At 28.6% G+C, this 13,619-nt stretch carries 15 protein-coding genes; 11 read left to right on the top strand and 4 right to left on the bottom strand.

Features of this window, described 5'->3' with window-relative positions:
• Positions 1 to 19: 19 nt before the first annotated feature.
• From rlmB to nusG, 5 genes are all read left to right on the top strand, one after another.
• Positions 20 to 715 (top strand): 23S rRNA (guanosine(2251)-2'-O)-methyltransferase RlmB, encoded by a 696-nt coding sequence (gene rlmB, locus NW238_RS00075; RefSeq protein WP_216505275.1) that lies wholly within the window; start codon positions 20 to 22, stop codon positions 713 to 715.
• A gap of 3 nt (positions 716 to 718) precedes the next feature.
• Positions 719 to 1,303, top strand: coding sequence for a hypothetical protein (locus tag NW238_RS00070; protein ID WP_216505276.1), 585 nt, complete (start codon positions 719 to 721; stop codon positions 1,301 to 1,303).
• Between the two features lie 63 nt (positions 1,304 to 1,366).
• Positions 1,367 to 1,516 (top strand): 50S ribosomal protein L33, encoded by a 150-nt coding sequence (gene rpmG / locus NW238_RS00065; protein WP_216505277.1) that lies wholly within the window; start codon positions 1,367 to 1,369, stop codon positions 1,514 to 1,516.
• Entirely contained in the window at positions 1,516 to 1,719 is a 204-nt protein-coding gene (gene secE / locus NW238_RS00060) for a preprotein translocase subunit SecE (RefSeq protein WP_216567769.1), read from the top strand. The genes rpmG and secE overlap by 1 nt, the downstream gene beginning before the upstream one ends.
• 19 nt (positions 1,720 to 1,738) lie before the next feature.
• Complete coding sequence (nusG, locus tag NW238_RS00055) at positions 1,739 to 2,344, top strand: transcription termination/antitermination protein NusG (protein ID WP_216505278.1); 606 nt, start codon at positions 1,739 to 1,741, stop codon at positions 2,342 to 2,344.
• Positions 2,345 to 2,387: 43 nt separating this feature from the next.
• On the opposite strand, the gene serS is transcribed toward nusG, so the two are convergent.
• Positions 2,388 to 3,653, bottom strand: coding sequence for a serine--tRNA ligase (gene serS, locus NW238_RS00050; RefSeq protein ID WP_258451585.1), 1,266 nt, complete (start codon positions 3,651 to 3,653; stop codon positions 2,388 to 2,390).
• A 356-nt stretch (positions 3,654 to 4,009) separates the two neighbouring features.
• Here serS and rpmH point away from each other — a divergent pair, with 356 nt between their 5' ends.
• The 6 genes from rpmH to NW238_RS00020 all read left to right on the top strand — a co-directional run bounded on the left by rpmH (position 4,010) and on the right by NW238_RS00020 (position 9,070).
• Positions 4,010 to 4,159, top strand: a complete 150-nt coding sequence (gene rpmH, locus NW238_RS00045) for a 50S ribosomal protein L34 (protein WP_171111374.1) — start codon at positions 4,010 to 4,012, stop codon at positions 4,157 to 4,159.
• Between the two features lie 21 nt (positions 4,160 to 4,180).
• Positions 4,181 to 4,507, top strand: a complete 327-nt coding sequence (gene rnpA, locus NW238_RS00040; RefSeq protein ID WP_216567770.1) for a ribonuclease P protein component — start codon at positions 4,181 to 4,183, stop codon at positions 4,505 to 4,507.
• A complete protein-coding gene (gene yidC, locus NW238_RS00035) occupies positions 4,497 to 6,407 on the top strand; it encodes a membrane protein insertase YidC (protein ID WP_216567771.1) in 1,911 nt (636 codons plus the stop codon). Before rnpA ends, yidC begins: the two co-directional genes overlap by 11 nt.
• Positions 6,408 to 6,509: 102 nt before the next feature.
• Entirely contained in the window at positions 6,510 to 7,490 is a 981-nt protein-coding gene (lplA, locus tag NW238_RS00030) for a lipoate--protein ligase (protein ID WP_216505282.1), read from the top strand.
• 3 nt (positions 7,491 to 7,493) lie between these two features.
• A complete protein-coding gene (locus tag NW238_RS00025) occupies positions 7,494 to 8,321 on the top strand; it encodes an alpha/beta fold hydrolase (protein ID WP_258451584.1) in 828 nt (275 codons plus the stop codon).
• Positions 8,321 to 9,070 carry a PQ-loop repeat-containing protein gene (locus tag NW238_RS00020; protein ID WP_216505284.1) on the top strand — a complete coding sequence of 250 codons (750 nt, stop codon included), beginning with the start codon at positions 8,321 to 8,323 and terminating at the stop codon, positions 9,068 to 9,070. Before NW238_RS00025 ends, NW238_RS00020 begins: the two co-directional genes overlap by 1 nt.
• 476 nt (positions 9,071 to 9,546) lie before the next feature.
• Here NW238_RS00020 and NW238_RS00015 read toward each other — a convergent pair whose 3' ends face one another.
• The 3 genes from NW238_RS00015 to NW238_RS00005 form a co-directional block, all read right to left on the bottom strand.
• The gene (locus NW238_RS00015; protein ID WP_258451583.1) at positions 9,547 to 10,821 is read right to left on the bottom strand and encodes an Mbov_0401 family ICE element transposase-like protein; all 1,275 of its coding nucleotides are present in this window, start codon (positions 10,819 to 10,821) and stop codon (positions 9,547 to 9,549) included.
• A gap of 37 nt (positions 10,822 to 10,858) precedes the next feature.
• Positions 10,859 to 11,596 carry an Mbov_0400 family ICE element protein gene (locus tag NW238_RS00010; RefSeq protein WP_258451582.1) on the bottom strand — a complete coding sequence of 246 codons (738 nt, stop codon included), beginning with the start codon at positions 11,594 to 11,596 and terminating at the stop codon, positions 10,859 to 10,861.
• Between the two features lie 209 nt (positions 11,597 to 11,805).
• Positions 11,806 to 13,619: Mbov_0399 family ICE element protein (locus NW238_RS00005; RefSeq protein WP_373889490.1), on the bottom strand; the 1,814-nt coding region annotated here is incomplete at its 5' end.

The following is a 13,619-nucleotide window of genomic DNA, read 5'->3' as shown; positions in this document are numbered from 1 at the left end:
AATAATTAAAGGACATAATATGGAAAAATTAATATTGTGAGGAAGAAATTCTGTAAACGATGCAATAAACGCTAAATTGCCCATTATGGTTATTTATGTTAACAACGAAAATCTTGCTCAAAAAATAAAAACCCAAACAACTGTAAAAGTGGTCGTTGAAGATAATAAGTTTTTTGACCAAATTACAAGAGAAAATCACCAAGGAATTATTGCGGTTTTAAAAGATTTCCCTATTTATGATCTTGCAATAATCGAAAAAGAAAAACCAAATAACGTTTTGGTATTAGATAAAATTCAAGACCCCCATAATTTGGGAGCTATTTTAAGAACTGCTAACGCTTTAGGTATTAAACACATTATATTGTCCAAAGACAGATCAGCAGGAATTACTTCCACTGTATTAAAGGTAAGCTCTGGTGGTTTTGTTGGTGTTAAGGTCGTAAAAGTCAACAATCTTGTTGCTGCCTTGAAAAGACTTAAAAAAGCAGGATACTGAGTTTACTCATCAGCATTAAGCGAAAATGCTCAACACTTCGATAAAGTCGAATACAACAAACCAACTATTCTTGTTATAGGAAATGAAGGCTCGGGTGTATCACAACCAGTTTTAAATGAGTCTGATGTTATTATCTATATTCCACAAAAGGGAACGGTGCAATCTTTAAATGTTTCAGTTGCTGCAGGTTTATTAATAAATCAAATAACCAAGGAGTAGCCTATGAATTTAATTTCAAAATTCAACCAACTAAATCAAAGTGAAGTTGGTAGTTTTTTATCATCACTTAGTTTTAAAAAACAAGTATATTTAATTGATTGCTTATACAAACAAGAATTGATAATTACATTTAAATCAATTCTTAGCAGAAAATTCGATATCCCGCTTTCTTATGAAGATATCTATAATGAATTTTTACTAAAAATACCATTAATTATTAAGAATTTTAGAACAGATAAAGGAGCATCATTCAAAACTTTTTTGATTTCTTCTAGTAAATTTTTTTGCTTAACAAAAATAAATTACTGGCTAAGAAATAAAAGAAAAATAAATATTTCTCCAATACCTGTTGAAGAATTATTTAATCTTAAAGACGATTATGCAGAATTGAATTTTGATAATTTTATATACCAATACGATATAAAATTATTTATTAATAATAAACTGAAATTTGACGAAATATATAGAAATATGTGTAAATTAGAAAATGATAAAAATAAAATTATGTTTATGACCGGAAATAAAAAAAATGACTATTTGCATCATATTAAAAAATCTTTTAATTGCTACATAGATGGTGTAAAATAGTAGTTAGTGCGAGGCACTTTTTTATTTACCGTTAAATAAGGAGAATAAATTATAATTATAAATATGAAAAAAGTAAAAATTACCTTAAGTTGTTCGGAATGTCGTTCAATGAACTATTCAACAAAGAAAGGGTCTGGGAACCCGGCAAGAATAGAAATCAAAAAACATTGTCCAAAATGTAAAACACACACATTACATAAAGAGGAAAAATAATGCCTGAGAACAAAACAAAAAAAGTTAAAAAGTACAGGGTTAGACGTTTTGTTAAAGAAATGAAACGAGTTAGATGACCTAGCCAAAAGACAAACTGAACATCATTTTTAAAGGTAGTAATTTTTACTTTATTATTCACGACAGTTGTGGTGCTTTTTGCAACATTAATCACTCTAATTTGAACTAAATTAGGATTAAATTAAATACACAGTAGGAGAAAATATGGAAGAAAAAAAATTTTTATGATACATGATCAGCACAGTATCTGGTAAAGAGGATTTGGTTGTTGAATCATTAAGAAATAGAATAATTAGTGAACAAGTCGACGACTGTTTCAACAACGAAGCTACAGAAGATGGTGCATTTAAAATCTTCAAAAAACCTAGCCTTACAGCCAAAGAGGCGGAAAAGAAACTTAACGGAGAACCTTATACAGTCAAAATGATCAACATGTACAGTGGTTATATTTTTATTAATATGTATATGAGTGATAAAGCTTGATTTGTTATCCGTAACACACAGTATGTAACAGGTTTAATCGGTTCATCTGGTAAAGGGGCAAAACCAACACCAGTAACAAGCCGTGAAATAAGAAAATGTTTTAAATCCGAAGAAAAAATGTTGAAAGATTTCTACGAAGGAAAGCTTGAAACAAAATTTTCTGTCGGCGAAATTGTAGAAATCATTGATGGGCCATTTAAAGGTCAAAGTGGTAAAGTTATTGAAGCAAGCGACACTAAAAAAATGGTTTCCGTTGAAGTTGAATATTTCGGAAGAAATGTTCCTACTGATTTCGACTATGATGTAATTAAAAGTCAAGAGAAATAATAATGCAAAAAAACATAATCGCCCGATTATGTTTTTTAAATCATTATTTGATAATTTCCGTCCCCATATATGGAACAAGTTTTTTAGGGACTGTTATAGTTCCGTCTGCGTTTTGATAATTTTCTAAAATAGAAGCTACAAGTCTATCAATAGCTAAACCAGAACCGTTCATAGTGTGTGCATATTGATTTGTGCCGTTTTCATCTTTGTATCTTATCATTGCTCTTCTTGCTTGAAATTCACCCATATATGAAACTGATGAAATTTCTCTGAATTGAATTTCTGAAGGTAGTCAAACTTCCAAATCAATAGTTTTTCTAGATGAAAAACCTGTGTCACCAGTACATAATAATAACTCTCTATATGGTAATTCTAACAATTCAAGTACTTTTTTTGCTTGCAAAAGCATTTGATCAAATTCTGCAATAGCATCTTTACCATTTGTGATTTTAACCAATTCAACTTTTTTAAATTGGTGCAATCTTATTATCCCCTTAGTGTCTTTACCGCCACTGCCCGCTTCAGATCTAAAACATTCAGTAAACGCCGTATAACGATGAGGTACTGATAAATCGACTATTTCATTATTCAATAAGTTTGTTAATGTAACCTCTGCTGTTGGTATTAAATATCAATCATTACCATCTACCGAGAATAAATCTTCTTTAAATTTAGGTAACTGCCCAGTTCCAAAAAGTATATTAGGCTTAGTAATTACAGGGGTTGAGAATTCAGTATAACCATCAGAGGTGTGAAGGTCAAGTAAAAAGTTTTGAATTGCTCTCGTTAATCTTGCTCCTAATCCTTTGTAAACAACAAATCTGGTACCAGAAAGTTTTACGCCACGTTCAAAATCAATAATGTCCAAGTCTTTAGCAATCTCATAATGTGGTTTTGCTTTAGCTACCAAACCTCTACCTAATTTATCGTGCGTAGCCAAAACAATATTTTGTTTGTCAGTTTCTCCAAAAGGGACCTCATCTAAACAAATATTGGGTATTGTTCACAATAATTCGTTTGTTTTTTGGTCGATTTCGTTAGCTTTTGCCTCAAGTTTGTTTTGTTCTGCTTTAATTTTCGCAGCTTCTTTCCTCAATTCATCTAATTTATTTTTATCATTTTTAGCTTCAGCAAATTCTTTACTAAATTTACTCAATTCTGCTTTTTTAGATTGAGATTGGTGCATTAACTTACCGCGTTTATCTAACAATACTATTAGTTCGTCATAAATTTCAATATTAAAATTACGCTTTTGCAATGCTTCACGTACTTTCATCTTATTTTCTTGAATATACTTTATGTTCAACATGTTAACTCCTAATTTAAGTATTAATTGTCTAATTATACCACTAATTAAATGGCAAATATTACTCACTATTAATTCCATATTAAAAATACTTTATTCATATATGTTTTACTCTTTATTTGAAACACCTATTTCAATTGTAAATCGTGTGTTTTCGTTAAAAAAACAGCTTTTATTTCACTTAATAAATAACCTAATATTATTGTTAATAAATTGTGGATAAACAATAAATTAGCAGTGCATATTATCTGTCAAGTAGTTTTTTTCTATTTTTTTTTGTTCAGTTGTATATAATAGAAAAGCGTTTTATTAATATATATTTATATATGATAGAACATTTAAACACACAGGAGGTTACAATGAGTTTAAGAACATACCAACCAAACAAAAGAAAACACGTTAAAACACATGGTTTTCGCGCAAGAATGGCTACAGCTAACGGACGTAAAGTTTTAGCCGCTAGAAGAGCTAAAGGTAGAGCTAGATTAACTGTATCGGACAATAACTAATTTATCTATTTAGGTTTTAAAATGAAAAAAGAATTTAGATTACAAAAGAGTTGAGAATTTGACAATGTCATCAAAGGTAAAAAGCAAATTATTAACAAATATTTAATAATTTACTATCAACCAGCCAATGACTTTAAAGTGGGAATTACTATTCCTAAGAAATTCTGCAATGCAGTATATAGAAACTTCTATAAGCGTCAATTAAAATCAGTAATTCATTCTTTGGGATTATATGATTGAAAGTATCACTTTGTTGTTATCTTACGTAAAGAATTTTTAAACCAAAAATATCAAACAAAATTAGAAACAACCGAAAGGTTATTTAAAAAAATAAATCATGAGAGATAGATCAAATAACTTTGATTTCTTCAAAGGCAAGAATAACAATCAAGGACCAAGCAAAAAGAAAGCAGTCTGAAAGAAAGTTTGACTTGTAATTAAAATCATCTTATACGTATTGTTGTTTGCATTAACCTTAACAGGTTGCATTCAAACTATGGTTATTAAAAGTTCAAATTATACAGGTGCTGGTACTGAATTTTATGATTCACAAGCTAAAATATCACCAACAGTTTCGACTTTTATCAAAAAAACCGCAAAAAATGACACCAACAATATGAAAACCGGAGAATACTATGAAATCACTTATTCTCCAGAGTCTAACTACCACTTGGCTTACAAAAACTACAGCGATGTTATCGAATCACTAAGAAAACAAGCAGTACAAGATGGCGGTAAATATGGTGAAAATGGGGAATTTTCTTCATCAATCAGATATGTTGATGAAAATTTAAATGAAACGCCTATTGTTACCGGTGAGACACCAAATAGATATCTATACATCAACAGTACCGCTAAAAATTATCAATCTATTTACAAAAATTGAACAAGCTTTAAATATTTAGATACCGATTTTTCTTTAAAGGCAATCATTGGTGAAAAACAAGAAGATGGATTATATCTAATTAATAATAAATCTTTAGCAATATACCACCCCGAAAATAAAAAACTAGTAGTTAAGAAAGCTTCGTTATTTACCGTATATAATGACCAAGAAGGATACCAAAACCTTCCATTCCAAAAATATGGACGTGATGTTTTGGAATTCTTATACCGTAATACTTTTGTAAACAACAAATACTATGATGATGCGTTTAATGGCAAAACATATGCTGAATTTATGCAATCTATTATTGATGGCAAAAAGACCACTCTAACTAAAAAAGAATATGTGGCTCTTACAAGATACCATAAAGTAATGGACTCATATTTAGATGCTACATTACTAAAACACACAAACACCAAATTACCATTAATTGATAAATTCGGTGTACAACTTTATGATGAAAATGGTCAAAAGAAAATTTCTAGTTTGAGTACGCCTGAATCTGTGATTGGCGCACCTTCGTATGCAGTTAAAAACACAATTCCATATGCTGCAGCTGAACCACAAATTTCTTTCTACTCATTTAAATCGACTTTAAGCTATGGTCCTTTCTTTTCATTTGTAATCTGGCCAATAGCCTGACTAACATTCTCTGTTAGAACCCCATTGCCTGACGCTCATGGGTGAAGTACATTCCTAGTGCTTTTAATTGCAGTTATTATCACACGTTTAATAGTTTTAGCAATTACATGAAAAGCAACAATGTCACAATCAATTCAAGAAGAATTACGTGTACGTAAAGCTAAAATTGATGCAAAATATGCCGAATTCAAAGGCAATAAAGAAATGAAAATGAGACAACAACAAGAAATATCAGAATTGTACAAGAAAAATGGCGTAAGCCCAATGGATGCAATATTATCTATGGTTATTTCATTCCCTATTTTTATTGCTATGTGACGTGTAATTCAGTCAGTGCCCGAGCTAAAATCAACACAATTTCTAGGTTTTGACTTTGCTGCAGTTTCATATAAGAGACTGTTCGCAGGTGAATATCTATATCTAATATTATTAATACTAACTGCCGGGACACAATTTATGTCAATGTTTGTTCCAAGGTTGTTAAACAAAAGAAAAACAAAACATTTAAGCATCGAACAACGAGCTGCGATGAAAAAAAGCGATAAAATGCAATGAATAATGATGGTTGTGTTTGTATTCATTACCTTAATCTTCACTGCTGGTGTTCAAATTTATTGATTCTTAACTAGTGCTTGGTCAATACTCCAAGCTGTTGCAATTCATTTCTTCAAGAAATCGAATTTCTATAAAAAAAGATACAATAAAAAAATAATTGCTTAAAAAACAAGCGTTTCAAATGCTTGTTTTTTTCTTAAATACTTAATTATCAGCACAAAACATTAAAAAATAGGTGGTAAAATTTACTTATAGAAAAGAGGAAAAATGAAAATTTATAGAATTAAAGAAACTAGTCCTTACATCACATTGCCTTTAGAAAATATTATTCTTAACGATCCTGATGTAACTGGAGATGTATTAATACTTTATCAACACGATAATGCGATAATAATCGGAAATAACCAAAATGCACACGAAGAAATTAATAGACAATATGTTATTGACAATAACATTAAATTAGCACGTCGTAAATCGGGTGGTGGCGCTGTTTACCACGATATGGGTAATATCAACTTTAGCTTTATTACTGATTACAATAATCAAGGTGGCTACGAACGTTTTTTAGCACCAATTATTGACTTTTTGAAATCGCTCGGTTTAAATGCTGAATTCCACGGTAGAAATGATGTTCATGTTAATGGTTGCAAAATAAGTGGAAACGCCCAATATTTAAGTAAAAATAGAATTGTGAGCCACGGAACAATACTTTACAATGTAGATTTGACTAAACTTTCAAATGCTCTAAACCCAGCTAGAATCAAATACGAGTCAAAAGGTATTCAATCAGTTCGAGCGCGTGTCACAAATGTTTATGATGAACTACAAGAAAAAATGGATGTTGAAACTTTCATAACTAAGTTAATTGATTATTTTGTTAAAAATTCTGGAGGTATTTTAATGGATATCCCTTATGATAAATACCAAAAACAATTAGATGAAATGTATGAAAAAGTAAGTTCAGAAGACTGAATTTTTAACAAAGCTGCTACTTTTACCTTTAGAAGCGGTAACAAATTTAAAGGCGGTATTGTAACCATTAAAGGAAATATCGAAAAAGGAATCATTAAAGAATTAAGATTCGAAGGTGATTTCTTGAGTAAAAAAGATATTCATGAGATTGAACCAAAATTCAATAATTTACCGCTAAAAGAAGAAGCAATAAGAAAAGTCTTTAACGAAATTGAATTTCAAGAGTACTTTGGCACCATAACTCCAGACGAAGTTATAAAACTAATCTTAGGATAAATAATGATTAGAAAATTTATTGAACTAGATAATGAAACAATTTCTTATTTAGTTGATGAAGAATTAACCAACATAGTTGTTTTATTTCTTCATGGTTTTGGAGATGAAGCACAGCGTGCTTTATCTCTTTTTAAAATTAAAAACAGAATGTACTCAATTATTGCTCCCGATATGCCCGGATGTGGTCAATCAACTAATAACATAGAAACACCAACTATGGAGTACTATTGCGAAATAGTACAAGAATTTATTGAAAAAACATTGAAAAATAAACACATTTACGTTGTCGCCCATTCATTAGGAACAGCGGCCGGTCTTTATAACGCAACTTTTAATGAAAATATAAAATTAGTTTTTGGTGTAACACCATTAATGCCTAGAGATGAGTCTCGAGAGTCAATAAAAATCAGATCTAAATGAATGCTTCCCTCTACTCCTAAAGAACTTTATGAATCACAATTAAACCTATTTTCTAAGTATGATGATACATGGATTAAAACCGAATCTGTTAAACAAAAAATCCTCCAAACACCTCCTGAATTCTATATTGAACGAAAAAAAAGATTTACTGTTTTAGCTAACGAAATATTTGAAACTAGCAAAATTAAGAAGATTTACGAGAATTTTTATAATAAAAAATCAAATTTTATTGCAATTATCAGTAGAAATGACCATTATTTCGATTTTTCTAGGGCAGAAAAATATATAAATCTATATAATATTAACACGTATGAACTAAACGACTCCGGTCACGCTATGTTCTACAAAAATACGGACAAAATACACAAATATATCAATAATTTTATTATAAAGAAAGAAGGATTTTATTAATGGATCAAAACACAGTTTTAGGGTTTTTAAACCTGACTAGTGCAAAACCAATTTCAGCCTGATTCACATGGCTGTTTGGCATGACATCGCTAATTTTTACCGTCCTTATTGGGCTTCCTCAATTAATTCACTTAATTAAAACTAAGAAAACTAGTCCAGAGGTTAAATATTACTCATTCTGATTATTCTTTTCAGGAATTGTCGGGTGAATGATTTTAGGTTCTTGAGATGTAACGAACCCAAAAATGTTAGCCACAGCATATTCTAATATGGCTGCATCATATATATTCTCACTAACTTTATTCTTTTTATATTTATACTCTCCAGACAAGTCGAGAAGAAAACATGCTTGATTAGTGTTAGTTATTTCAATGGCGATTGCTATCGCATCAACTGTCTTATCATTATTCGGAATAATCCAAGATAGACACATGAATCCAAAACTAATGGTTGTTGCCGTTACGATATTTCCAATGTTGACAACATTTAGCTTTTTACCAAGTGTAATTAGATCATTTGAAAACAGAAAATTTGATGGTATGTCAGTTCCAATGTTAATTTGCATGGTATGCGTTAACTTCTTCTGATTATTATACTGAGTAACTCTAGCTATTAATAGAGGCGACTTAGATTCGAATATATTATCTGCAATGATGTGACAAACAATATCATTCTTGATTTACTTCTCACAATTTATGCTAGTTGTTATTTCACATTTTAAAAGTAAAAAAATAAAAGGGACTGTTTAGTTACAAATAAAAACATCTTTTTAAGCGAAGATGTTTTTATTTGTATTTAACATTAATTAACTTTTTTGAAAAAATCGGATCGGTAAAAAATTAGTGTGTTAGCTGAAAACCTAACTAGTTAATTTTTGATTAATACCATTATACCTAATTTTTTTCAGAAATTTTTAAGATTTTTGCGTTTTAAAAACTGGTGCAAAAAAATAAAATTTTCTTTTGCACGCGCGCGTACGCCTTTTAAGGCAAGGCAACAAATGGTACAAAGCTTCTAACCGAAGCACCATTTTATACCTTGCTATTATTACTTTGTAATAATAGAGTTTTTCAGTTTTTGTGGTACAAGTTTGTACCACTTTTTAAAAACTGCTCCATAACTACTACAAAAATTATTTTATTTATTTCTTACTATAACTATGTTATAGTAAAATCTAAATTATTAATTTCACAAACCTGTACCACTAATAAAAAATAATCAAAATTTATAAAAATATTGTGCCAACACCTTTTTTCAGGTTTTTATATATTATTTTTGTTTTAATGGAGCTCAAACCAAAAGTTGAGCTCATTTTTTTAATGTGTTTTTTAAAATAATTGAAGACAAAATGCTCGGTATAACTAGCAATCAGGCATATCTTATTCTCATCATTTCATATCTGGTCTTTATGATTTTCGATGAAGTAAAATAGTCTTTTAGCAGCTAAAAGACATTTATTATTTATCTGTTTTTGTCGAGCTTCGAAGATAAAATTATCTCTAAAATTAACATATGCTTCATAACCAAGCTTATCGTTTTTGCTAAAAATTTTGCGAAATAGTTCGACCCATCTTAGTCGATATTTTGCACTATATCAGTTCGTAAAAACTTTCTTATTCTCCTTCGAAGCGAAGTGATTAAATCCAAAAGTTTCATTAATTTTTTTAACTAAATGAAAATAATCAAGCACATATTTGACCCCTATTTTTTGTGAAATAGACTTCATTCATCTGGCTCCATCGCCCTTAAAAATTATGCTATTTTTGTTTAAATTTAACTTTTCAATATAATCATTTAATCGATTTGAAAAGTAGTTTAAATCATTATTTTGATCGCTTTTAGCACTAAGTTTTTTTAAGAAAAATAAGCAAATAGCTGACCTATTTTTCTTCCTTTTATTAGACCTATTTCCACCTATAAAATTACTATGAATAATAGCTTCACGACACCTTAATTTTTCGCCATATTTACGGCCTTGAAAATTGATAAATAAATCATCAATTTCTAAATGAATTTTGCTGTTTTTTTGACCTGCTAAAATAGCTTCATTTTTACTAATTTCTAGTTTATTTTTTGCCCTAATTTGTTCGTCAATTTTAAAGCGTTTTTTAAGATAAAACAGATGTTGTTTCGATGGTTGTTTTGCCACTACTTCAGTTGGTAATTTTGTATTATTAAGGTCTGCTAATATGCAAGCTTTCACCAGCTCAAAATCATATTTACAAATGGCTAAGTTTTTTAAAATTTTATCGTGATAATATAATTCTCTTTTCATCACACCTTTATCACTAAACTCATACATTGTAATATTTAACTCAAACTCACCACCTAATGTAATTCAGCGTTTTTTAAGCCTTCTGGCGATTCTAAAATGTTTATGTGTAATAAATCTAGTCTTAGTTCTAAACTCGTATTCTAGACGATTTAATTCGTCTGCTTTCGCTGCATATAAACTTCTTAAATTACTTAAATTGTCAAAAATGTTAATTTCGTATTGCATAATAAAATTATAAAAAAACACCGTTTTTAACACGGCGTTATAATGACAATTTAGATTTAACTTCTTCTTTATTTTCAGGTTCAGATATTTGGTTTAATACTTTAATATAATCATTTTTACTACGATAACCATTATAGTTCTTATACATGTATTCATCTACATTTTCAGCGTTGCGATAATTCGTTAATTCCTCATCATCCATAACTTTTAAATGTTTAATAAGAGCTCTTAAATGTAAAACAGTAGCTACGGCCTCGTTTGTTTGCACTAAGTAATTTTCATTAAAGCTTTTGTTTAAAGGTAGGTCATTTTTAATTTTGGTGGAAAATAAAACCTCACTAACGGATTCGTATTTATCGTTAATGCTGATTCTCTGTATAGTTAAATGATCCGATTCCAAACTATTACTTAATCCATCAATTAACTTTTTGGAATCTTCATTATTTAATTGATATAGCGTATTAAATTGTTTATTTTTATATATTCTAAAAAATTCATCACTTTTCATTACATGTATTGATGATGTATCGATAAGAGAGTATTTATCATAATTATCAAATTTTACTCTTATCTCGCCTTTATATATATTTCCATGTTTTTTCTCTGTTCGCGCATTAAGAAAATACGCATCTTCACCATTGTAAAAAATAATTAAAGGTCTTTTATCTCTAATTCCCCCATGTGATTGAATTTTATTTCCATTAACATCATGTGATAAGGTATCTATTTTTTTATTAGTAGAATATCGAGTTCTATCTCAAACTTTCCAAAACATAACACTCCCTTTTCTTTTATTATATATAAAAAAATATAAAAAAATCGTCATAACAATGAATGTTATGACCGAAAAATATAATTTTTTCTTGTCTCGCCTACTCACAACATATCCCACTTCCAAGTCTCAACTGCGGCTGATTCCACTTGGCGATTCAGATATGTTTTGATAACTATATTATACACATAATGTACATAAACCAAATAAAATTATTTAACTTTTTTATTTAGATATCTAACCTTTATAAATCAGCCAATAATACCACCAATCAAAACAATTCCCACGCCTAATGGCACTAAAATCGTTAAAAGCAGATTTTGTTTAGATTTTGCTCTTTTAATTTCTTCTGCATCTTTAACAGGCACAGGTTCAACAGGTTTTACCTTATCTAAATTATCAATGATATCTAAACCAGTAATATTTTTAATGTAAAAACTACCTTTATTTTTCGAGACATTTTCTACTGGATAAATAAATAATATATCTTCTAATTCTACATTTTTTTGGGAAGTAATATTTCTTACAAGTTTATCTATTTCTTCGAAATTAAATTGATAGTCTATTTTATATTCTAATTTATATTTCTGATATAGAAAATCAGAAACATTTTTAATAATTTTATTTCTTAAATTGCCTAAATCATTTTCACTATATTTAAAAACTCATTTAACAACTAAACTTAAATCATAAAGAATCTTATTTCCATTTTCATCATTAACAAATTCTGCTTGATTTGTAATATTTACAGTAGTAGTATTTCTAATTTTTTTATTAATACCTTCAATTATAAAATCAAATTTTGCTGATTTCCCTTTTGACAAATATCAAATACCTTCATTGTAATTTATTATTCTCACGTCATAATTAAGGTTTAAACCATACTTATTTAATTCATCTGTGATATATTCTATTACCTTCGTTTTTAACCCAACAATATTATTTTCGTTAATTATCAAGTCATCGATTTTAATGTTTTTAAGATCTATATCATTATCAATAATTTTATTCGTCGTATTAATTACACCCACATAAAAAACGCCATTTCTACCATTTAATGCCTCTAAAACCAATGATGACTTACGAGGTAAGTTTACATTCGAAACATTTATCTGTGGTTTAATTCTCTGTTTAATTACTGTATCTAAATTTTTAATTTCATAATCAGTACCTAATTTTAAATGTGGTATTTTGGTAGCTATTTGCTCTAAAATAAAGCTTTTAATTTCATCATAATCATCTAAACCTGACAAATTAATATCATCCACAACCAGACCTTCAAAAATATTGTTTTCATTGCTATTTATTGACTCTACATCTGTAAAACCTTCAATTTGCAATATAAAAGTGTTATTAGGTTCAATTCTGTACTTATCTTTATATTCCTCTTTAACTTCAACATCAATATTTAAAATTTTAGTATCTACATTAAAGCTCAAAGAAATGTTTAATTTATTTATTTCCTCCATATCATTAGTGAAAATTCTATTTATATTTTGATTTAACTTTTTAGTATATTCACTAACTAAACTATCACGAGCTAAACTCAATAATAGTTCTTGATTTAGATTTAAATTAATTAAAGTTTTTGCACTAGAATCAACATCTCTAAACTTAACATTCAAAAAATATCTTTGCTGTAATCTATAAATATCTTCACTTGTTTTTGGATTCAAATAGATATAAATACCTTGCTTATCTTCACTAATTTCAATGTTAGCAATATTAACTTCGCTTTTATATTCAAAATCGCCTAATATATCTCTATACGCTTGCTCAAAACCATTAGTAATATATTTTTCCCTAAATTCTTCACTCGTATATTGATCGTCATTAATTGCATTAAATACTGGATTTATACTAATAAAATCATTGTATTTTGCACTTCAATACAATTCATTAATATAACTTTTATAATACTGCATAGCACTTTCATAATTTAAAGCTACAATATCTTCATCTTTTAAATTATGTTTTATTTTTAAATAGTTAAAGAACTTTATTCCTTGTTTTGTTTTTCAAAGAG

It is taken from the genome of Mycoplasma zalophidermidis (assembly GCF_024742155.1).
GTDB lineage: Bacteria > Bacillota_I > Bacilli_A > Mycoplasmatales > Metamycoplasmataceae > Mycoplasmopsis > Mycoplasmopsis zalophidermidis.
This window is presented reverse-complemented; position numbering and strand designations above follow the sequence as displayed.